The sequence below is a fragment of the Oligella sp. HMSC05A10 genome (assembly GCF_001808335.1).
Lineage (GTDB): Bacteria > Pseudomonadota > Gammaproteobacteria > Burkholderiales > Burkholderiaceae_B > Oligella > Oligella urethralis.
In genome coordinates this window covers 63,896-85,821 of record NZ_KV792930.1, presented here as the reverse complement: position 1 = coordinate 85,821, position 21,926 = coordinate 63,896, and the positions used below count along the sequence as shown (strand labels likewise).

The following is a 21,926-nucleotide window of genomic DNA, read 5'->3' as shown; positions in this document are numbered from 1 at the left end:
CCGGTATTTAACTGCTTTTATGCAAAAGTCTCTGGTTGCGCTTTTTTGCCTTTGATAGCCCTTCTGATAGGGCGCTCTAACACGCCACGCCTGTCCTTTTAACCGCATTAATTGAGGTCACTCATGGATGAACTCATTCGCGCTACCATCGCCCATTTGCAGCAATTTTATCCATTTCAAAAAATGGAGATGCCGTTTTTGGAGTTGCTTGCCAAGCACTGTGAAAGCAATTACTTTAAAGCAGGTGAAGTTATTCTCGACATCAGCACAGAGGGGCCACCCGACACTTTCGTGATTATCAAACAGGGCTTTGTAGAAAGTCAACGTGAGGCCAAAGGGGTAGAAAACTTTAAAAATGCCTTTGAATACGAAGAAGGCGATGCCTTTCCCTATGGCCCCTTACTCTCAAATTTACCCAATCGAAGCCAGTTTATTGCGATTACCGACTGCTTTGTGTATGAGGTACCTGCCACTATTTTTTATCAACTGCATCAGCAATGTCCTACCTTCAGAAACTTTTGTGAAGCGCGTCTAGCCTCCCTCCTCGAAGAGTCAAAGCGTATTATCCAAAACCAACAAAGTCATAGCCAAAGCGGCGAACAGCCTTTAGCAATGGAGCTAGGTGAGGTGCTTAAAGCGGAGGTGATTAGCTGCGGACCGGATAAGCCCTTAAGGGAGGTGTTAGATATTTTAGCCACAACCAATATCGGCTCCATGGCCATTGTGAATGAGGATTTGCGTCCCTTAGGGATTTTTACGCTCAATGATGTGTTGCGTCGAGTCGCTATTCCCGAGGTTGATCTCGATCGACCCATTGCCGACTTTATGACACCCGATCCGATTGCCTTAAGGGCTGATAATTTAGCCTATGAAGCGGCGATTATTATGGCTAAGCATGGTTTTAGGCATATTTTTGTGATTAACCAACAGCAACAGCTGTTAGGGGTTATTTCCGAACGCGATCTTTTTGCTTTGCAACGCATCGGCCTCACGGATATTGCCCAAGGGATTCAGGAAGCTAAAACGCTCGAGGACTTAGCTCAAAGTCAAAACCAAATCAAAAAACTCGCCAAAAATATGATGGCGCAAGGGGTCGCAATTGAACAGTTAACACAACTAATTTCACACTTAAATGATCAGCTGGTACGTGCGGTGATCAACTTACAGTTGCCGCATCATCCGGAGGTGCAAAATATTGACTTTGCTTGGATTGCGATGGGTTCCGAGGGGCGTGAAGAGCAGCTCTTTTATACCGATCAGGATAACGGCATTATCTTTAAGGATAGTGATGACCGGGCCAGTACACGGGCAGCACTGATTGCCTTTGCCAAGGATGTAAATCACGATCTGGCTAAAATCGGTTTCCCACTCTGTACGGGTAATATCATGGCAATGAATCCTGAGTGCTGTCTAAGTGATATGGAATGGCGCCAACGCTTTGCGCAGTGGATTAATAACCCCGATGCTGAAGCGCTCTTAAATGCCACGATTTTCTTTGATTTTAGAGCCGTTGCGGGTAACCTCAGCTTAGCACAGCAATTAAGAAACTGGTTAGCCCGAACCGCACCCGAACAAGCTTTATTTTTACGCTTTTTAACGCAAAATGCGCTTAGAAACCGCCCCCCTTTAGGGCTAATCAAGGATTTCTCCACCCGCAGTGACGGCACCATCAATCTGAAGTTTAACGGCGCTGCCATGATTGTGGATATTGCGCGCATTCTCTCATTGGCGCATGGCTCTACCGCCAGCAACACCTTTGAGCGTATACGTGAGGTCATCGATCAAGCGGATTTAAGTAAAAAGCAACTTCAGGGCTGTCTTGAAACCTTTGCCTTTATCCAGTTGATACGCATGAAGCATCATTTCGAACAAGAGGAAATGGGCATCGAACTCAGTAACAATATCGATCCTAAAAAGCTTGATGATTTAAGCACACGCGTGTTACGCGAAGGTTTCCGCTTGATACGCAATATTCAAAATACCTTAGCACATAAATACCGCCTCTAAAGGTGATGCTATGTCATTATTAAACGGACTTTCAGCGCTTTTTAAAACGCATCGAGGCACGACCAAGCCCGAGCTCACTGCGGATATAGAGGCGCGTTTAAAACGCTGGCAGGCACTACCTAAGGTCAGCTTGGACAGACCTTTTGAAAACACGGATTTTGTGGTACTGGATCTAGAAACCAGTGGCTTTTCTTTTAAAAAAGATCATGTAATTGCGATTGGTGCCTGTAAGCTACAACAGGGTCGCATCCCACTTGCTCAGTCCTTTCAAATCATTTTGAAGCAGGAGCAAAGCAGTAGCAAGGATAATATTCTCGTACACCATATTAGTGATAGTGAACAACGCTCAGGGATTGAGCCGGCTGAGGCCTTAATGCAGTTTTTGGAGTATCTAGGCAAGGATCCCTTGATTGTTTATCATGTAGGCTTTGACCAGCCCATGCTGGATAAAGCGTTAAAACAGTATTTGGGGATTGAGCTTAAGCAGCACACGTGGTTTGATGTAGCCTTTGTGGCGCCGATATTTTTGCCTAAGGTATCGACCAAGCGTCAGAGCTTAGATTTTTGGAGCACGCACTTCAACATTAACAATCCGCATCGGCATAGCGCCGTGTTTGATGCCATTGCCACTGCCGAAGTGATGCAAGCGGTGATGAAGCAAGCACTAAAGGAAAATAGTGCCAAGCATATCGGTGCGACGCTAAGCATGCAAACTCTCTACAAAATGCAACGTCGCGCCATGAAAATTCATCGCCAACTCTATGGCACAGCCTAGCACTGTGCCTATGGTGACGATCCTCCTGGCTTTTGCGAACAATTGCTATTGGGCCGCTTTTTTAATGGCACTTGCACCAAAGGCCTTTAATGCTTCGAGACCGCGTACATCACTGGCTTGGAGCTGGTAGTAATAGCGATTTTGCTTTGCCAAATCACGTTCAATAGACTCGATCATCTTGGCTTGACGCTCATAGCGACTCTGCCAAAACTCATTGGCCGCATCGTCTTTAGGCTCAGGTAGCACCTGATTAATAATCAAGTGCCTACAAGGCATATTAAAGTGCGCCAACTGATGTACCGCACGACGGGTTTCCGCCAAAGGCAGCATCTCCGGTATCATCACTAAGACAATGCTGCATTTATCCCCATCATCAAGAATATGCCCTGCCTGATGAAATAGCTGTTGCCGCTTTTTAAGAATGTCCAAGGCCTGCTGCCAACGGGCATCCTTTTCCTCGCTCATTAAAGGACTGGCTTCAACATTTTTTTTGTCCCAAAATGGCTTGGCTGCCTCACGCATTTTTTGCTGACGCCCCTGCTGACTCATTAGGCCCTCAGTCCACGCATTCATCAACTTCGGTAGCTCCAACAAGCGTAAGGTGTGACCAGTGGGTGCAGTATCAAATACTACATGTTCAAAACCCATCGCCGGGGCATTGACAATATAGTGACACATCGCTTCCAGCATCGCCGCCTCCTCTGCACCCGGTGAGCTTTTGGAAGCTTCCAAATGCTCTTTCAACTTAGGTAGCATCTCGGGGCGAGCATAGGCCTTAATCGTCGTCATCACCTGGGCAAAATGCTCATCAATCATCCGATGCGGATTCATCTCAAGGGCGAATAAATTATCCGTCAGTGGGGTAATTTCACCACTTAATTCACGCTCCAACACATCACCCAAACTATGCGCTGGGTCAGTCGACACAATTAAGACTTTTTTACCAGACGCTGCTAGCCGAGTCGCCAAGGAAGCGGCATGCGTGGTCTTACCGACACCACCCTTACCGCCGACAAAAATCACTGATTTACTAGAAAGATCATTTAATAGCGAATCCATCCCTACTCCTCATTTAACTAGCAACAACCAAAACGGTCCATGGGCGAATGCTCCATGCCCATACGCAAATGCCATTCATGGAACTCCTCCATCAATAAAGGTTGCAGCTCCAAGGTATAGTACGTCATGCTATTAGGCACACCCAAGCTTTCAGCAAACACGATCAACATAAATAAATCCTGTTCATCTCGATAAGCGCGGCTTAAGGTCTGCCGATAGGGGGCATGGTAAAACTCATCCAAACCATCCAAAAAACTTCTGATTTTATCTTTGATTGACATGATTCTCTCGCTACTGACAACATAAGCCTTGACCCACCAGCGAGTACAAGGCTTATGCTAATTTGATTAAACTATGATGAATTACTGCTGTAGCCGGGTGCCTTTTTTAGGCCAATAGCGTTTTAAGGTCGCAATGCTTTCTAAAATCACCCAAATTGAGCAAATCAGCACCACAATATCCAGTACAACTAAAAGCCTTTCACCGTTTTCATAGAAATCCATCAGTTGTGAGAGTAAGGCAATCACGGTCATCGTTAATAAGAACACCATCGGAATCAAGGTGAACCACACTCGGCGACCTGCTTTTAATAACATCACACTCACAACGAGGAGGGTTAAACCCGCCATGATTTGGTTAGTAGTACCGAATAATGGCCAAATGGTCATCCCACCGGTACCTTTAATACCACCGGCACCAAAGGCTAACAGTAAGCAAGAACCAACCGCTAAGAGGGTGGCTACAGAGCCTTTTTGTAAGGTCTTAATATTGTATTGTTCACCCCACTCTTGGAATATGTAGCGCTGTAAACGCACCCCAGTATCCATGGTAGTACCAGCAAAGAGGGCTGCCATCACAGTCAGCATCGTCGCCGACAGTTCCTGACTGATGCCCAAGCCTTGATTCATGATATTAGCACCACCAGTAATAAAGGCACCCACACCACCTTGACCATATGCAACATACACCGCTTGCCAGTCAACTAAGGTCGCAAAACCAGCAGTTGCAGCCAAGATAGAGGCAAGCGCCAACATACCCTCACCCATGGCACCGAAATAGCCTACAAAGCGCGCATCGGGCTCACGATTAATCTGCTTGGAGGTGGTACCTGTGGACACCAAACCATGGAAACCTGAAATCGCACCACACGCAATGGTGACAAATAACAATGGCATAATGGGTGGCGTGCCCGGAGGCGCATCCCGATTAATCGCGGGCGCCACAATATCAGGTTGCACCAGCACAAAGGAAAGATAAAGTACAAATAAACCGACAAACAACTGCAGACCATTAATGTAGTCACGTGGTTGCAATAGCATCCAAACTGGTAACAGTGAGGCGATAGCGGCATACACAAATAACAAAATAATCCACCACGCATTCGCCGGCAGCCCCATCATCTCAGTAGGTAGCGCCAACGGCACCATCGGACCAATATAAATTAAGAAATATAATGCGACCACACCGATCAGAGAGACGATAGGCAAATTCAGTTTCCAACGATAAATCGCCTGTCCGATAAAGAAAGCGACGACCAAGGCACCCCAAACTGGCACCACGGAGGAAGGTGTATTGATCATCATGCCGGCAATCACCACTGCAAACACCGCATTAACCATCAATAACAACAAGAAGATCACAATGGAGAATAAAGCACGAACCCGCTTATTAAGCACGATGCCGGAGACTGCGCCGATGGAACGTCCCTTGTTACGCACACTGGCCCAGACAGCGGACATATCGTGCACACCGGCAAAGAAAATGGTACCTAAAACGACCCATAAAAAAGCAGGTAACCAACCCCAAATCACCGCAACCGCTGGTCCTACAATAGGCGCCGCACCCGCCACAGAGGTAAAGTGATGACCCCAAAGTACGTACTTATTCGTAGGCACAAAGTCGACCCCGTCATTAAACTCGTGCGATGGCGTATTAAAATCCGGGTCTAAGGCAAGAATTTTTTGCGCGATAAAACGCCCATACACAAAGTATCCGAGCGCCATCAACAGCAAACCGATGACTAAAATAATAAATGAGTTCATGCTGATGCTCCTAAGATAAGAACTGAACTACTAACTGATAAATCGAGTGCATGGTTCAATATCTAGGCTATCGCTATTCAGGCATCAACAAGGCAACAGCACTTGGATATTCAACCAATCTCTGCCTGCATTTTATAACGAAGGGATAGAATTTTTAAATAGAGACTTACGATAAGCGAGGCAATTTGGGGTTATCCCTAGGTTTAAGCTTTGCTCTGTTCTGCGCCTTGCGCTGCCTCTGCCACGGCTTTATACGCATCAATACGCTCAATGCGATCCCTATAAAAGCGCAGTAAAAACAATCCCGGCAAGGCAATTAGCACGGTAATTAAATAAAAATTAGCCCACCCTAAAGAGGCCACGATCGGCGGTGTCAGTGGTCCCGCCAAAAACACTCGACCCACGCTGGCTAATGCGGTCAGTAGGGCAAATTGGGTTGCCGTATAGCGCACATCACATAGGCCCATAACCAGTGCCACAAAAGCAGCTGTGCCCAAGCCACCGCAGATATTTTCAATGCCCACGGCAACCGCCATAACGGGGACATTGCCGGGGAACATGGCGACCACGTAATAACCAAAATTCGAGATTGCCTGCAACACACCAAAAATCATTAAAGAACGGTAGGTGCCCCATTGACTCATTAGGGAGCCGCCAATTAAGGCGCCAATAATGGTTGCCACCACGGCTAGAATCTTATTCACGGTGCCGATCAGTTCCGGCGCAAAACCAGCGCCACGAATTAAAAACGTCGTTGATAAGGCACCAGCAAAGGCATCACCTAATTTATATAAAACGATGAGCAGTAATAAAGCCCACGCCTCAGGACGCGAGAAAAACTCCTTAAAAGGTAGAACAAATGCCTCCTCCAAGGTGCGCGGTTGCTGTACCTCATGTGGTTCAGGGGCCAAAAAACTAGCCACGGCACACAAGGCCATTATCGCCCCCATGAGCATATAGGTGCCGCCCCAACCCAACCATAAAGGTGCCAATATCAAGGCTAGACCGCCAGAAACAATCATCCCCACGCGGTACCCCAAGGTACGAATCGCTGCGCCTGCGGCGCGCTCCTCGGCTTGTAATACCTCAGTACTATAGGCATCAAAGGCAATATCCTGAGTGGCTGATAAAAAAGCCAATAAGGTTGCCAACACGGCCAACAATAAAAGATGCTCAGCTGGATTTAATAAACCCATCAACACCAAGACTGTGGCAATACCAAGCTGCGTCAGCGCCATCCAACCCCGTCTGCGACCCATAAACGGTGGTACATAGCGATCGATCAAGGGAGCCCATACAAACTTAAAGGTATAGGCCATACCGACTAAGGTCAAAAAACCAATTTGCTGCAACGAGACATTAGACACCGTAGCCCAAGCCTGGAACGTGCCACCTGATAAGGCCAAAGGCAAACCACTGGCAATCCCCAGTAAAAATAACGGTAAGACTCGCGGACTTAAATAGGGTTGAATGTATTTAGCAAACACGCTGATCATTCCTTAGGCAACGACCTTGTCACTGGCGATGGCTTCAGCGCGCGGGGTTTTAAAGTAGTAAACCGCTAAAGAACTACGCCAACTCGGTAAAAAGCCGACGCGCTTACCGTTATTGTAGGTAGAGCGCTTAATAATGCGTAATCCCAAATGCTCCGCCAAGGCCTCAAAGTCTTTTAACGTGCAGAGGTGAATATTAGGCGTGTTATACCATTCATAAGGCATTTGCCCAGTAACTGGCATACGCCCCTGAAAAATCGACCACCAATGCGTCCAATGACCGAAGTTAGGAAAAGAAACGATGCCATAATCCGCCACCCGTGCCATTTCACGCAAAATATGCTCAGTATTAAGCATGGCTTGTAGCGTCTGCGACAGCACCACCACATCAAACTGCTTACAATCAAAAAGTGCCAAGCCGTCTTCCAGGTTTTGTTGCACCACCGGCACGCCCTTTTCTACACAGCGGATAACCCGTTCATTATTAATTTCAACGCCGACACCGGTCACCTTTTTATGGTGGTTAAGATAATTCAATAAATCCCCAGTACCACAGCCTAAGTCCAACACTCGGCTATTGCTCGGAATCCAATCGGCCATTTCCTGAAGGTCTACACGAATCGTTTGCTGGCTCATAAGGCACGCTCCTTGGCGATTTTCTCAAAATAACCGCGCACGACCCCATGGTAAGTCGGGTTATCCAATAAAAAGGCATCATGTCCATGTGGGGCATCAATTTCAGCATAAGTGACCTCATGCTGATTTTTTAATAAGGCCTGTACCAGCTCTCTACTCATCGATGGCGGGAAACGCCAGTCAGTGGTAAAAGACACGGTTAAAAAGCGCGACTGTAAATGCGCCAAGGCCTTGGCTAAATCACCCCCACCATATCTACGAGCCGGATCAAAATAATCCAAGGCACGGGTAATTAATAAATAGGTATTGGCATCAAAGTACTTGGAAAATTTCTCGCCCTGATAACGTAAATAGGACTCCACCTCAAACTCTACGTCAAAGCCGTAGTTATAACGACCATCTTCAGCATAATTACGACGGTCACGACCAAATTTCTCGGCCATATCGTCATCCGATAAATAAGTAATATGACCTAGCATACGTGCCACCGATAAACCGGCCCGAGGCACCGTATCAAAGGCATAAAAATTACCCTGATGAAACTCCGGATCGGTGGTAATGGCACGGCGGGCCACCTCATTAAAAGCGATATTTTGCGCCGATAAACTAGGGGTACTGGCAATCACCACGCAATGATCCACCCGCTCTGGCCATTGAATCGCCCAGCTTAAGGCCTGCATACCACCTAAGGAACCGCCCATCACGGCCGCAAATTGCCTAATCCCGAAATAATCCGCCAAACGGGCTTGAGCATTTACCCAATCCTCCACCGTCACCATCGGAAAAGAGGCGCCCCAAGGCTGATTGGTACGGGGATTAATACTAGCTGGCCCAGTTGAACCAAAGCAAGAGCCAAGATTATTAATCCCTATCACATAGAACTTATTAGTATCCACCGGTTTACCGGGACCCACCATATTGTCCCACCACCCGATATCCTTAGGATCATCGGCATTGATACCGGCGACATGATGGGAAGCGTTAAGCGCATGGCAAATCAGTACCGCATTGCTGCGATCCTCATTTAATTGACCGTAAGTTTCAACGGCTAAAGTATATTCGGGCAAGGACTTGCCACTACTTAATACCAAGGCTTCACTAAAAGAAATATACTCCGGCCGCACTAGGCCGACTGAAGATTGGGGAATGCTGTTAGACATAGAAATAATTAAACCTTTTTAGCAGGATTTTTAGACGCCCGCAAGCAAACAAATCGGCGTCAAATACAAGCGGTCTGAAAAAAACGCTCAGACTAAACTAATCGATTGTAGCACCAATTTTCAGCTCCTCAAAAAAGCGCCTGCTTTGCTGAAGGAAGTTTTTATCGCTCTCCGCACCGGTCGTATAAAGCTGCACAATCAACTGCCCCTGTTGTAACACCTTGGCCTGAGCCAGCATCAGCTTGCTATCCACGGCGAGGGTGATACTAAACTCCTCACCTAGTGCTGGCAAGTCCTGCTCAAAGGCCGCCACAAACTCACTTGGCGCCGATACTAATCGTGGATCACGCTTTAAACGCATGCTGCGTAAAAGCGCCTGAGCAACGGCCACCGGATCTAAATGCTCAGGCACCAGCAAATAACTGAGATTAAAGCTACTTTGCCCCGCTACCGCAGTCCATTGCACCCGTTGAATCGGCGCCTCCTGCTGCTCATCCAATAAATGATATGCTTGTTCGGACATACGCGGTGCGGTAGGAAAAGCAGCCTCGATTTGATAAGGACCGACAGTTAGCTTCTGCTGATGCCACATGCGATCCTGACACGCAACCAGCAATAAACAAAGACAGCAACTCAAGCAGCAGACTGCGAATTTTTGAAAAGCGCTTTTATACATGATAAAAAATGCATTGACGACGCAAGGCAACAAAAAATTAAATTATAACGAGAGCAGCGGTTAATCAATCCATCTTGCTTAAAGAATTACAATGACAGGATCTCGTTAAGGCTAAGATATGCCTTATATACTATTTTGAGTTTCATATCACAGGATTGATTTGTGTCTAAGTTTACAATAATCAAAGCGCAGCAGGACTTACTAAAGCAGATTAGCAGAGGCATTGAGCGAGAGGCACTGCGCATTGATGCCCACGGTGATTATGCCTTGGACAGCCACCCCCAAGCGCTTGGTGCCACCTTAACTCACCCACATATTACGACCGACTACTCTGAAGCATTGATGGAGTTGGTAACTAAGCCCTTTCATGATGTTGAAAGCTTGTTTAGAAGCTTAGAACACATTCATGGCTTTGTTTTACAAAATATCGGTGAGCAATCCCTATGGATGCAATCCATTCCTTGTGAACTGCCACCCGAGGAGCTCATTCCCATTGCTTGGTATGGCCATTCCAATGAGGGTATGCTCAAGCATGTCTATCGTCGCGGCTTAGCGGAGCGCTACGGCAAAGCGATGCAGTGTATTGCCGGCATTCACTATAACTTCTCCTTACCAGAGGCGATATGGCAACACCTAGAGCCGAGCATTGAGGATGCCAAGGAGCGTCAATCCGTCGGCTACATGAGTTTAATTCGTAATTTCAAGCGCCAAAGCTGGTTATTAATGTATTTATTTGGTGCCTCGCCCATTATTAACCGTAGTTTTGTGGGGCAAGCGCCGCATCAGCTGCTAGACTTTGATGACAGCAGTCTGTATTTGCCCTATGCCACTAGCTTACGCATGAGCGATTTAGGCTATACCAGTGAAGCCCAGGCCAATATCCGCACCTGCTATAACCGTATCGAGAGCTATGTATCATTGATTTATAACGCAGTAACACGCCCTTGGCCGGCCTATGAAAAAATCGGCACCCATCGGGATGGCGAATGGATTCAGCTCAATACCAATATGCTGCAAATTGAAAATGAGTACTACGCCAGCATCCGCCCTAAGCGCACGACTAAGCCTGGGGAGCGCCCTAATAATGCACTGATTAAGCGTGGCGTACAGTATGTTGAGGTGCGTTGTATGGATGTGGATCCCTTTGAGACTACCGGCATCAGCTCACAAAGCGCTTACTTCCTCGATACTTTCCTACTCTATTGTGCCGTCAGTCACAGTCCACGCTTTGATGCTGAAGACGATTGTGATGAAACTGACAACAACTTCAAGCAGGTTGTGACTGAGGGTCGTAAGCCAGGATTAACACTACAACGCCACGGCCAGCCTATCACCTTAAAGGCGTGGGGTTTAGAAATTATCGAGGCCCTTGCTCCCTATGCCGAGCTTTTGGATAAGGTGTATCAAACGACTGCTCACCGTCAAGCGCTAGCTGCGCAGCAAGCAAAACTTGAGGACATTGCCTTAACCCCAGCCGCACGCTATCAACAAGCGGTTCGTGATAGCGGTCTCAGTTTTAATGAATTCACCAAGCAAAACAGCCTGCAGCACTCCGACCGTCTACGCGCTTTAAAGCTGCCGGCTGAGGTTAAGCAGGCATTGGTGGCAGAATCCGAAGCTTCGTTACAATCCTACCCAGCGAAGGAAAAAAGCGATACAATGAGTTTTGACGACTATCTGCGCGACTTCGAAACTAGCTTAGTTGATCCTGAAGCGGCTTCCTAGCGCTTAATGCTCATCTTCTTTTTGCAACAAAGTGCATTAATCTCATGAAAAAATCTTGGTTATTCATACTTATTTTGCTTATTGCCGCCGGTGCCGGTGCCTATTATTACAACCATCAGCAGCTAAATAAGGAACCTGAGGGCATCGCCCGCTCCAATGGGCGCTTGCAGCTTGAACGAGTGGATGTCTCTGGCTTATATGCGGGTCGCGTCGAGCATGTTTATGTGCGTGAGGGCGAAAGGGTTAAACAGGACGATAACTTAGTTTCCCTCGCTTCCGATCAATATGATAGTCAATTAGATGCGGCTACGGCCCAACGCACTCAAGCCGAGCGAGCAGTAGCCCAAGCCGAGGCTGAGATCCAGGCACATGAAGAGCAATTGCGCTTAGCACAAATCGAGCTGACGAATGCCAACTCACTACGTCGCGAGCGTTTAATTTCCGCCACCGAATTGAATAAACGTCAAATCGCTGTCAGTGCGCAAACCGCCGCAGTTGAGGCAGCTAAAGCGGCCAAAGCCCAAGCCGAGGCGGCTGTACAACAGGCCCAAGCCCAAATTAAGGCTTCTGCTGCCACCACCCGTGATCTGGTGATTAAAGCCCCGATTGACGGCACGGTCGAATACCGCTTTGCACACTCGGGCAATGTCGTCGCCGCTGGTCACCCGGTTGTGAGCTTACTTGATCCCAGTGATACACGTATGTTTATTTATTTGCCCACAGAGACTATCGGCAAGCTTTCTCTTGGCGCTGAAGCGCGGATTCAATTGGACGGTCAAGACTATGTCTGGCCTGCCAACATCAGCTTTATTTCCGCACAAGCTCAATTTACCCCTAAAACTGTTGAAACGGCTGCTGAACGTCAAAAGTTGATGTATCGCGTGGAACTGAGAATTCCGTCTGATATCGCCGTAGCACATCAAGACCATCTAAAAAGTGGTCTCACTGGCATGGGCTATGTCAGAACTGAGGCTGAACAATGGCCAGCAGAACTTGAGGTGAAATTACCTCAAACAAATTAAACGCAACCCTACACCATCACCATGCCTACGCATCAAACCACACCCTCAGAGCATAAGACCTATGCGGTTGAGGTTGAGAGTGTCAGCCATTACTATGGCAAAACCCAAGCCCTAAAGGACGTGAGCCTTAAGATTGAGCGCGGTGTCACCGTGGGCTTAATCGGTCCCGACGGGGTCGGAAAATCCACCTTAATGTCATTGATTGCCGGGGTCAAGGTATTACAAAGTGGTGCGGTCACGGTGTTGGGCAACCAGGTGGATAAGCGACGTGAGCGCGAAGCTAATGCCTACCGAGTCGCCTTTATGCCGCAGGGTTTGGGTAAAAATCTCTACCCTACCCTGAGTATCAAAGAAAACATTGAGTTCCACGCCAACTTATACGGCCTGAGTCGTCGCGAGCGTGAACAGAAAATTGCTCGCCTTTTAAAGGCTACTTCCTTAGATCCCTTCCCCGATCGACCAGCTGGTAAGTTATCCGGTGGTATGAAGCAAAAGCTCAGCCTTTGTTGTGCGCTGATTAATGATCCGGAATTATTAATTCTGGATGAACCCACGACTGGCGTCGATCCCTTATCTCGTCGTCAATTCTGGGATTTAGTCGCGGAGTTACGCGCAGAGTTTGAGGGCATGACAGTGATTGTCTCCACCGCTTATATTGAAGAGGCAGAGCAATTTGAATACTTAGTGGCGATGAATGCTGGCGAAATCTTAGCCGCGGATGCCACCCCCAAAGTCCTTGAGGATACCGCTAGTAAAACCCTCGAAGAGGCTTACGTCAAGTTATTACCTGAGCGCGATCATTACTTCGACTTTGATAATATCCCGCCCTTTGAACCACTTCCGGATGAGCCACCGGCCATCAAAGCGGTTAATCTAACCAAGAAATTCGGTAATTTTACCGCCGTAGACAATGTCAGTTTTGAAATTCCTCGAGGCGAAATCTTCGGCTTCCTAGGTTCCAACGGTTGTGGTAAATCCACCACGATGAAGATGTTGACCGGTCTATTGGAGCCCACCTCCGGCACGGCTGAGTTACTGGGTCAACCCACTGACGCGGGTGATATTCAAACACGCCTAAAAGTGGGTTATATGTCACAAAGCTTCTCTTTGTACGAAGAGCTGACGGTGCGTGCTAACTTGGAATTACACGCCAAGCTCTATCAACTTGAAGGCAAAGCAGGTGCGGAAGCGGTTGAAGAGGCGCTAACAAAGTTTAAGATTAAAGAGTATCAGGACGAATTTCCCTCCGCACTGTCCCTGGGCTTAAAGCAACGCCTGCAGCTGGCAGCGGCTTGTTTACACAAGCCTGAAGTACTGATTCTGGATGAGCCCACTTCCGGGGTCGATCCCGAGGCCCGCGATATGTTCTGGGATTATTTGATCAGTCTGTCGCGCGAAGACCGGATTACAATTTTCGTTTCTACCCACTTTATGAATGAGGCCGGTTGGTGCGATCGCATCTCCTTTATGCATCAGGGTAAGGTGCTAGCACAAGACACACCTGAGAAACTGGTGGCCGCACAAAATGCCTCAAACCTTGAAGAGGCCTTTATCGCCTATCTGGAGCAAGCGGAAGCAAGCAAGGACGGCAAGCAAACGACAGAGTCCAAGCAGGATAACAATACCGTAAAATCGGCCTTTAAAGACAGCGACACAAATCAGCAAAGCCGCAAACGCCGCAGCAAAACATTGAACAATATCTTGGCCTTTGCCGCACGTGAAAATAAGGAGCTACTACGCGATCCCGTGCGCTTACTCTTCGTCCTGTTAGGTCCCGTGATCTTAGTGGTCTTTTCCTCCTTAGGCATTACCTTTGATGTACGCAATATCGGCTATGCGGTATATGACCAGGATCAAAGTCAAATCAGTCATGAGTTAATTGCTGAGTTCAGCAGTTCCCCCTACTTTAAGGAACGAGCCATACTCCATAGTGACGAGGATTATGAGGCGATTATTAAAAGTGGCAAAATCCGCTTAGTGATAGAGATTCCGCCCGATTTTGGTCGCCAATTATTGATGCAACAACGGCCCGAACTATCCTTTTATGTGGATGGTTCCATGCCCTTTTCTGGTGAAAACGTCAAAGGCTATATCATCGGTATTATGACGAGTTACGCCCAGAATTTAGCGCAACAACGTGGTCTGGTCCCCGAAGCCTCAGCTCAATTACAAACGCGCTTTGTCTATAACCAAGCCTTTAACAGCATTATCTCCATCACGCCCGGCATGATGATGATGGCGATGATGTTAATTCCTGCCATGATGACGGCGCTAGGCGTGGTGCGTGAGCGTGAAATTGGCTCCATCATGAACCTCTACGGTTCCCCTGCGACGGTGATGCAGTTTTTAATCGGTAAGCAGATACCGTACATTTTTATGAGCATGCTCAGCTTTTACGTGCTACTGCTGATATCCATTTACGCCTTACATGTACCGATTAGCGGCTCCTTTAGCGCCCTATTTTTCGGTGCATTTTGTGCTGCTTGGGTGGCCACTTCCTTGGGATTATTAGTGTCTTGTTTTGCGACTTCGCAAGTGGCGGCGATTTTCGGTTCGGCCATTATCTGTATGATCCCCTCGCTCAACTTTTCCGGTTTACTAACACCGGTCTCCTCCTTAGAAGGGGCCAATTTGTTAGTATCCCAGTTATTCCCTAGTGCTTGGTTCCATAAAATCATTATCGGTGCCTTTGCTAAAGGTCTTTCTTGGCCAGACTTTTTCAAATACTATTTGATACTGACTGCCTTTGCGATCAGTTATTTGTTATTAGCAAATATCTTTTTGAAAAAGCAGGAGAAATAAATTATGTGGATCACGCTAAGAAATATCTGGTTTCTCTGCATTAAAGAGCTTAAAAGCGTACTCAGTGACTATGTGCTGATGGGCTTAATCATTGTGATGTTCTCGGTGGCCAGCTATTCCGTCGCTAAAGGCATGGCGGTGGAGGTAAAAAACGGCTCGGTCGCGGTGGTAAATGAAGATCAATCGCCCTTATCATGGCGTATTATCGATGCCTTAAGACCCCCTCACTTTAAAAAACCGGAACTGATTAATCTAGACGAGATTGATGAGTCCATGAATAACGGTAAATACATTTTTATCCTAGTTATTCCTAAAGACTATGAAAAAAATCTGCTTCAACAACGCGCACCGGAATTACAGCTTCTGATTGATGCTACTGCGGTTAGCCAAGCAGGGCTAGGAGCCTCCTTTATACAGCAAGTTGTGGTCGCTGAAACAGCCGCTTATTTTTCTAAAGACCACCCACTCTCCGGCTTACCCATGAGCCTAGTCACTAAGGTACTGTTTAACCCAAATGCCGATTACACCTGGTTTGCGGGTCCGATGCAGATTGTGGCAAACGCTGGCTTACTGGCGATGTTACTGGTGGGTGCTGCCATTATCCGTGAAAAGGAACGTGGCACCATTGAGCACTTATTAGTGATGCCGGTCAATGCGCTAGAAATCGCCCTTTCTAAAGTGATTGGTAATGCCATTGTCATTACCGCCGCCTCAATTGGCTCCTTATATTTGGTCGTCAGTTTGTGGCTAGGTGTACCGCTGGTGGGTTCGGTACCTATCTTTTTGCTGAGCTTGGTGATTTTCCTCTTTGCTGTTGGTTCTTTAGGGATTTTATTAGGCACCTTTGCTCCAACAATGCCACAATTCGGTCTCTTGGTGATCCCTGTCTATGTGATTATGCGCTTATTATCTGGGGGCGAATCACCGCGTGAAGGGATGCCGGACTGGGTACAAATTATCACCTTATTTTCTCCTCAAACTCAGTTTGCCATGACCACACAGAACTTGTTACTGCGACAAGCTGGTCTGGAAACTGTGTGGCCCAATCTGATTTATATGAGTCTGATGGCCATTGTATTTTTTGCTTTTGCTTTATCGCGCTTCAAAAAAATGTTGGCTAATCAAGGTTAAGCTAGAATGAATTACGTTAAACCAAAACTTATTTGTCTGCTGCTGGGTACTGCGCTTTTAGCCGCTTGTTCCAGCACCCGAATCAACTTAAAAAGCGAGGTCGACTTACCTGCCAGCTTTGAACAAAGTCAAGGCACAGCGCAGGTGGCATTGGATCGCTGGTGGTTAAGCTGGAATGACCCACAATTAAGCGAGCTTATCGAAAGCGCACTGCAAAACAATAAGGAGCTCGCCGCCACCCGCGCTAAGCTCGAAGAAGCACGCGCCATGGCCCGAGCCGCACGCGCCAATATGGGACCGCAAGTAGGTGCAAGCGCCAATGCCATGGGTATTAACGCTCGCCTACGTAATCCTTTAAGCGATGATTTGCGCCACACCATCGGCCACCTCGACAGCTCGCTTGGCGATAAGTACCTTGATGCCAATGCCGGCGGGCTAAGCGCTGGCATTGCCGCCAGCTGGGAGCCTGATTTCTTTGGTCAGAAGCAAGCCGATGTAGATGCCGCCACCCAAGGCGCCATTGCCCGTGCTGAGCAATGGCATGCGGCGCAAATGCTGTTAAGTACCGATATTGCCGACTACTATAGCCAATGGATGTACTATGGCGAGAAGCAAAGTCTCAGCTCACAACAAATCCAAGCATTACAGGACTTATTACGCTATGTGAGAGGTCGCTTTGATGCGGCTCAGGCGACAGCTTATGATGTCTTACAGATAGAAACTCAGATTCAGGCAGCCACCGCAGCACGAGTGATTTTTGAAGCGCAAAAAGCCGATGCCGAACGTCGCATTGCGGTGCTCACAGGTCAGGTACCACAGCACTTTAAACTGGCGCCGACTAAGCGTCGCTTAGCCAATCAAACACCGCCCATGCCGAGTGGTCAAACACCTGCCAATGTGCTTAATCGCCGTCCTGATGTACGTGCCAATCAAGCCTTGGTCTATGCCTCATCAGCGCAGTTAGCCAGCGCTAAAGCGGATTTACTGCCGCGCTTCAAACTGAATTTTTTAGGGCAAGGTGGTATCGTCAGCTTAGATAGCGATATGCCGAACATGCGTGGGCTATCCAATATCATCAGTTTAGGTGTGCAATTACCGATCTTTACCGCCGGTCGTATTCAAGCCAATATTGACAGTAAAGATGCCAAACTGCAGGCGGCGTTATTAGATTATGATCACGCTGTGCTAAATGCACTAGCCGATGTCGACAGCGCCTATCAAGCACAATATCATTTAAGAGCTCAAGAAAATCAGTTCCAACAAGCCGTCAACACCGCTAGACGCCAGCTCGGCTCAGCCCAAAAGTTGTTTAACTATGGTGAAGCCACGCTTGACCGTGTATTAGAAGCTCGACTTCAGCTCAATGAGCTACAGACACAGTTATTGAGTTTAAATCTTGCTAAAACGCAAGCCATGCTAGATCTGTATAAGGCACTCGGTGGTGGCTGGCAAGCCGATGAGCTGGGCGCACAAAGCGAGGCAGGCCTTCTCCATCAAGAGCAAGCCAGCCCTACACCCACTAGTGCCTAGCGTTAATCGCTACGCTTATTAGCGGCGCGTGCCTGATGGCGGCGGCGTAAGTAGTTTTGATTGCGTCTGCCGCTTTTAGCCGCCGCTTTTTTAGCAGTACGAGCTGCAGCCCTAGACTTAGTCTGGGTCGTCCCGGCCGTAGTGACGTTAAGCTCAAGCGCCTGACTACTAACACGCACAGCACTAAAGGCATAATGCAGACTACCAGGACGCTGTGCCACCACCTCGGTCGACAACAAGGTCACCAACTCATCCAAGGCATCTCGGTAAACCGTGCGCTTAAACTCAATCACCGCTTCTAAGGGCACCCAAAAAGGATGCCATTTCCAGGCATCAAATTCGGGGGTTGCGCTGGCTCTAAGACTGATACTAGACTCACTCGCCACCAAGCGCAACAAAAACCAAATCTGCTTTTGCCCCTTATAAATACCTTTTGAATCCCGACGTATAAAATGGTCGGGCACGTTATAACGCAACCAAGTGCGTGTACGCCCTAAAATCTTTACATGCTCAGGTTTTAAGCCGACTTCCTCATAAAGCTCACGAAACATCGCTTTGGTGGGACTTTCACCACGTTGAATGCCACCTTGAGGAAACTGCCAAGACTTCTCTCTAATGCGCTTGGCCCAAAAAACCTCATTATTTTGGTTGAGTAAAATAATCCCAACATTAGGGCGGTAACCTTCCCTATCCAACATAAGGTTCCACCTATCATCAATTTTACTAAGCTAAATTATACGGCTCTTTTGTTGAGCTTCCTACAATCCACCGCAAAAGTAAAATTAATCTACCTAGCAAGCACATCTTTTTTTGGAATCTCTACATGACAACTGCACCTTCACACCGATTCTAAATACAATGTAAGATTCTGTTGAATCGACTGAGCTCCTATATTTAATCTTATACATAGCTATGTTAGCGTCAAAATTTCATATTAATACTTTAAAAGAAGCGCCAGCAGAGGCAGAGGTTGTCAGCCACAAGCTGATGATTCGTGCCGGCATGATTCGCCGCTTAGCTGGCGGTATTTACACCTACATGCCCTTAGCGCTCAAAACATTACGCAAGGTTGAAACCATTGTGCGCGAGGAGATGGATCGTGCGGGTGCCTTAGAGTTACTGATGCCAGTGGTACAACCTGCCGAGTTATGGCAGGAATCCGGTCGCTGGGATGCCTATGGTCCGGAATTACTGCGGATTAAGGATCGTCATCAGCGTGATTTCGTACTGCAACCCACTTCCGAAGAGGTGGTTACCGATATCGCCCGTAACGAGATCAAGAGCTGGCGCCAATTACCGGTCAATTTTTACCATATCCAAACTAAATTCCGTGATGAGCGCCGTCCCCGCTTCGGTTTAATGCGTGGTCGCGAATTCACCATGAAAGATGCCTATTCCTTTGACAAGGATGAGGCAGGCGCAGCAAAGTCCTATGACAATATGTACGATGCCTATGTGCGTATCTTTACCCGTCTAGGCCTTAATTTCCGTGCGGTGGCTGCCGATACTGGCTCCATTGGCGGTTCCCGTAGCCATGAGTTCCAAGTGATTGCCGACACCGGTGAGGATGAGATTGTTTACTCGCCTAATTCTGATTACGCAGCCAATATCGAATTAGCAGAGGCGCCCTGCCTTATCGCTGAACGGGCTGCAGCCAGCGAGGAATTGACTGAAGTACATACGCCCAATGCTAATAAGTGCGAATTAGTGGCTGGTTTATTAGGGTTGCCCTTAGCTCAAACCGTTAAATCTGTGGTTTTCCATACCACAGACGATGAAGGACAGGAGCAAATCTACTTATTATTAGTGCGCGGTGATCACGAGGTTAATGAGGTCAAGGTATCCAAGCTACCCGCCTTTAAACATGGCTACCGCCTAGCTACGGAGGAAGAAATTCGTGACTACTTCGGCTCCAATCCAGGTTTCTTAGGCCCGCTAAACACACGTAAAGCAGTGCATGTGATCGCTGACCGGACGGTGGCTAAGATGCACGACTGGGTCTGTGGCGCCAATAAGGAGGACTACCACTTACGCGGCGTTAACTGGGGTCGTGATTTAGCTGAGCCAGAGGTCGCCGATATTCGTAATGTGGTGGCTGGCGACCCTACGCTGGACGGCAGTGGCACCTTAGCAATTCAACGAGGCATTGAGGTAGGTCATGTCTTCTTCTTAGGCGATGTTTACTCCAAAGCGCTTAACGCCACCTTCCTTAACGAGGAAGGCAAGGCTGAGCCTTTACAAATGGGGTGTTACGGCATCGGCGTGAGTCGTATTGTGGCCGCTGCGATTGAGCAAAACCATGATGATAAAGGTATTATCTGGCCCATCAGTATCGCTCCCTTTGAAGTAGTGATTTGCCCCATCGGTTGGGGTAAAAGCGAGGCGGTACGTGAGGAGGCGAGCAAGCTTTACCACAGCCTCTTGCAGGCCGGCGTAGAGGTCATTCTGGACGACCGTGATGTGCGTCCCGGTGTGATGTTCTCCGAATGGGAGCTTATCGGTGTGCCTATCCGTGTAACCATTGGTGAACGAGGCCTAGCTAAGCAGGAGGTGGAAGTACAGTCACGTGCTGCCGCCGAATCACAACAGATCAACTTAGCTGATTTAAATGCTTACGTTTTAGAGCTTTATCAGAGCTTAAAAACTAAGTAATATAGGCTGTTATTTACTGAGCAAGTCTACGCCCAACACCATTAGGTCGTAGACTTTTACTGCATTTATCCTAATTATTTATGAACGATACCAAAGCGCATCAGGACGAGAGCAAACGCTTTATCCTTCCGGTTCGGGTTTATTATGAGGACACCGATGCTGGGGGCGTAGTCTTTTACGCAAACTATTTAAAATTTTTCGAGCGCGGGCGCACTGAATGGTTACGTAACTTAGGCGTCAATCAAGCGCAACTTGCCGAGGAGCAACAACGCATCTTTGTGGTGGTGGGTACTCAGCTACGTTACCGCAGCCCCGCAAGGCTTGATGATCTACTGCAAATTAACACCACATTGAGCAAAGTTGGTAATTCCTCCTGCTCTTTTGAACAAATCGCGGAACGAAATGGCGAGATCTTGGTCGAAAGCTCTATCCAGATCTGCTGTGTCGATACCCAAAGCTTTAAACCGGCACCCATTCCGGCTGATATTCGTAGTTTATTTCTTTCTGTTCAGGATAATTAATCGCTATGCCACCGATCGAAACTTCAGACACCTCCATGTCCGTTACTTCATTAATTCTTAATGCTAGTTTGCCTGTGCAAATTATTATGCTGATTTTAGTCATTGCCTCCGTTGTATCGTGGGCCATTATGATCAGCAAGTACCTACAGGTTAAACGTGCCTTGCAGCAAACACGTGATTTTGAAAGTCACTTTTGGCAAAGTAAGGAGCTCTCAGACCTCCATCAATCAGTGAGCAAGGATTTAGATCAAAGTGGCCCGCTCGCACGCATTTTTAATGCTGGCATGACTGAGTTTTTACGTCATCGCCGCAGTGGTCAGACTGATGGTGAGCGTATCATCGACGGCACCCATCGTGCCATGCAGGCTACCACACAGCGCGAGCTTGATAGCTTAGACGCTAAGCTTAACTTTTTAGCCTCTACTGGCTCGGTCAGCCCCTATATCGGTCTACTCGGCACGGTGTGGGGTATTATGCATTCATTTATCGGCTTATCAACGGCGGTAAATGCCACCCTGGCAGCGGTTGCACCGGGTATTGCTGAGGCTTTGATTGCCACGGCCATCGGTCTATTTGCGGCGATTCCAGCCGTGTTGGGTTACAACTACTTCAGTACTCAAAATGATATTCTCGCCGGTCGCTTCGACAGTTTCTCTGATGAGCTTTTAAATATTTTACAACGCCAGCTTCGCTAA

At 47.8% G+C, this 21,926-nt stretch carries 18 protein-coding genes; 10 read left to right on the top strand and 8 right to left on the bottom strand.

Annotation, left to right across the window (positions count from 1 at the left end; all coding sequences use genetic code 11):
* Positions 1–123: 123 nt before the first annotated feature.
* Both HMPREF3144_RS07420 and HMPREF3144_RS07415 read left to right on the top strand, forming a co-directional pair.
* The gene (locus HMPREF3144_RS07420; protein ID WP_070477237.1) at positions 124–2,007 is read left to right on the top strand and encodes a DUF294 nucleotidyltransferase-like domain-containing protein; all 1,884 of its coding nucleotides are present in this window, start codon (positions 124–126) and stop codon (positions 2,005–2,007) included.
* 10 nt (positions 2,008–2,017) lie between these two features.
* On the top strand, positions 2,018–2,782 hold the full coding sequence (locus HMPREF3144_RS07415; protein ID WP_018025525.1) for a 3'-5' exonuclease: 765 nt from the start codon (positions 2,018–2,020) through the stop codon (positions 2,780–2,782).
* Positions 2,783–2,827: 45 nt separating this feature from the next.
* On the opposite strand, the gene HMPREF3144_RS07410 is transcribed toward HMPREF3144_RS07415, so the two are convergent.
* The 7 genes from HMPREF3144_RS07410 to HMPREF3144_RS07380 all read right to left on the bottom strand — a co-directional run bounded on the left by HMPREF3144_RS07410 (position 2,828) and on the right by HMPREF3144_RS07380 (position 9,764).
* Positions 2,828–3,841, bottom strand: coding sequence for an ArsA family ATPase (locus tag HMPREF3144_RS07410; protein ID WP_018025524.1), 1,014 nt, complete (start codon positions 3,839–3,841; stop codon positions 2,828–2,830).
* A 17-nt stretch (positions 3,842–3,858) separates the two neighbouring features.
* The gene (locus tag HMPREF3144_RS07405) at positions 3,859–4,122 is read right to left on the bottom strand and encodes a cory-CC-star protein (RefSeq protein WP_018025523.1); all 264 of its coding nucleotides are present in this window, start codon (positions 4,120–4,122) and stop codon (positions 3,859–3,861) included.
* An 81-nt stretch (positions 4,123–4,203) separates the two neighbouring features.
* The gene (locus HMPREF3144_RS07400; protein WP_070477235.1) at positions 4,204–5,883 is read right to left on the bottom strand and encodes a carbon starvation CstA family protein; all 1,680 of its coding nucleotides are present in this window, start codon (positions 5,881–5,883) and stop codon (positions 4,204–4,206) included.
* 203 nt (positions 5,884–6,086) lie between these two features.
* Complete coding sequence (locus tag HMPREF3144_RS07395; protein WP_026156726.1) at positions 6,087–7,379, bottom strand: AmpG family muropeptide MFS transporter; 1,293 nt, start codon at positions 7,377–7,379, stop codon at positions 6,087–6,089.
* Between the two features lie 3 nt (positions 7,380–7,382).
* Entirely contained in the window at positions 7,383–8,012 is a 630-nt protein-coding gene (gene metW / locus HMPREF3144_RS07390) for a methionine biosynthesis protein MetW (protein ID WP_070471273.1), read from the bottom strand.
* Positions 8,009–9,172: a homoserine O-succinyltransferase MetX gene (locus HMPREF3144_RS07385; RefSeq protein ID WP_052043517.1), complete on the bottom strand. Its 1,164-nt coding sequence runs from the start codon at positions 9,170–9,172 to the stop codon at positions 8,009–8,011. Before HMPREF3144_RS07385 ends, metW begins: the two co-directional genes overlap by 4 nt.
* Positions 9,173–9,269: 97 nt before the next feature.
* On the bottom strand, positions 9,270–9,764 hold the full coding sequence (locus HMPREF3144_RS07380; RefSeq protein ID WP_070477233.1) for a hypothetical protein: 495 nt from the start codon (positions 9,762–9,764) through the stop codon (positions 9,270–9,272).
* A gap of 246 nt (positions 9,765–10,010) precedes the next feature.
* Here HMPREF3144_RS07380 and gshA point away from each other — a divergent pair, with 246 nt between their 5' ends.
* From gshA to HMPREF3144_RS07355, 5 genes are read left to right on the top strand one after another with little or no spacing between them, the layout of a single operon-like run.
* Entirely contained in the window at positions 10,011–11,573 is a 1,563-nt protein-coding gene (gene gshA, locus HMPREF3144_RS07375; protein WP_070477231.1) for a glutamate--cysteine ligase, read from the top strand.
* 44 nt (positions 11,574–11,617) lie between these two features.
* On the top strand, positions 11,618–12,595 hold the full coding sequence (locus HMPREF3144_RS07370) for an HlyD family secretion protein (RefSeq protein WP_070477229.1): 978 nt from the start codon (positions 11,618–11,620) through the stop codon (positions 12,593–12,595).
* Positions 12,596–12,616: 21 nt separating this feature from the next.
* A complete protein-coding gene (gene rbbA, locus HMPREF3144_RS07365) occupies positions 12,617–15,397 on the top strand; it encodes a ribosome-associated ATPase/putative transporter RbbA (RefSeq protein ID WP_018025515.1) in 2,781 nt (926 codons plus the stop codon).
* A 3-nt stretch (positions 15,398–15,400) separates the two neighbouring features.
* A complete protein-coding gene (locus HMPREF3144_RS07360; protein WP_036556802.1) occupies positions 15,401–16,528 on the top strand; it encodes an ABC transporter permease in 1,128 nt (375 codons plus the stop codon).
* Positions 16,529–16,534: 6 nt separating this feature from the next.
* The gene (locus tag HMPREF3144_RS07355) at positions 16,535–18,058 is read left to right on the top strand and encodes an efflux transporter outer membrane subunit (RefSeq protein WP_036556803.1); all 1,524 of its coding nucleotides are present in this window, start codon (positions 16,535–16,537) and stop codon (positions 18,056–18,058) included.
* 2 nt (positions 18,059–18,060) lie between these two features.
* On the opposite strand, the gene HMPREF3144_RS07350 is transcribed toward HMPREF3144_RS07355, so the two are convergent.
* The gene (locus tag HMPREF3144_RS07350) at positions 18,061–18,756 is read right to left on the bottom strand and encodes an RNA pyrophosphohydrolase (protein WP_070477227.1); all 696 of its coding nucleotides are present in this window, start codon (positions 18,754–18,756) and stop codon (positions 18,061–18,063) included.
* A 214-nt stretch (positions 18,757–18,970) separates the two neighbouring features.
* Between HMPREF3144_RS07350 and HMPREF3144_RS07345 the strand changes: the two genes are divergently transcribed.
* The 3 genes from HMPREF3144_RS07345 to tolQ all read left to right on the top strand — a co-directional run bounded on the left by HMPREF3144_RS07345 (position 18,971) and on the right by tolQ (position 21,926).
* Complete coding sequence (locus HMPREF3144_RS07345; protein WP_018025511.1) at positions 18,971–20,710, top strand: proline--tRNA ligase; 1,740 nt, start codon at positions 18,971–18,973, stop codon at positions 20,708–20,710.
* Between the two features lie 80 nt (positions 20,711–20,790).
* Complete coding sequence (gene ybgC, locus HMPREF3144_RS07340) at positions 20,791–21,231, top strand: tol-pal system-associated acyl-CoA thioesterase (RefSeq protein WP_018025510.1); 441 nt, start codon at positions 20,791–20,793, stop codon at positions 21,229–21,231.
* 5 nt (positions 21,232–21,236) lie between these two features.
* Positions 21,237–21,926 (top strand): protein TolQ, encoded by a 690-nt coding sequence (gene tolQ, locus HMPREF3144_RS07335; RefSeq protein WP_018025509.1) that lies wholly within the window; start codon positions 21,237–21,239, stop codon positions 21,924–21,926.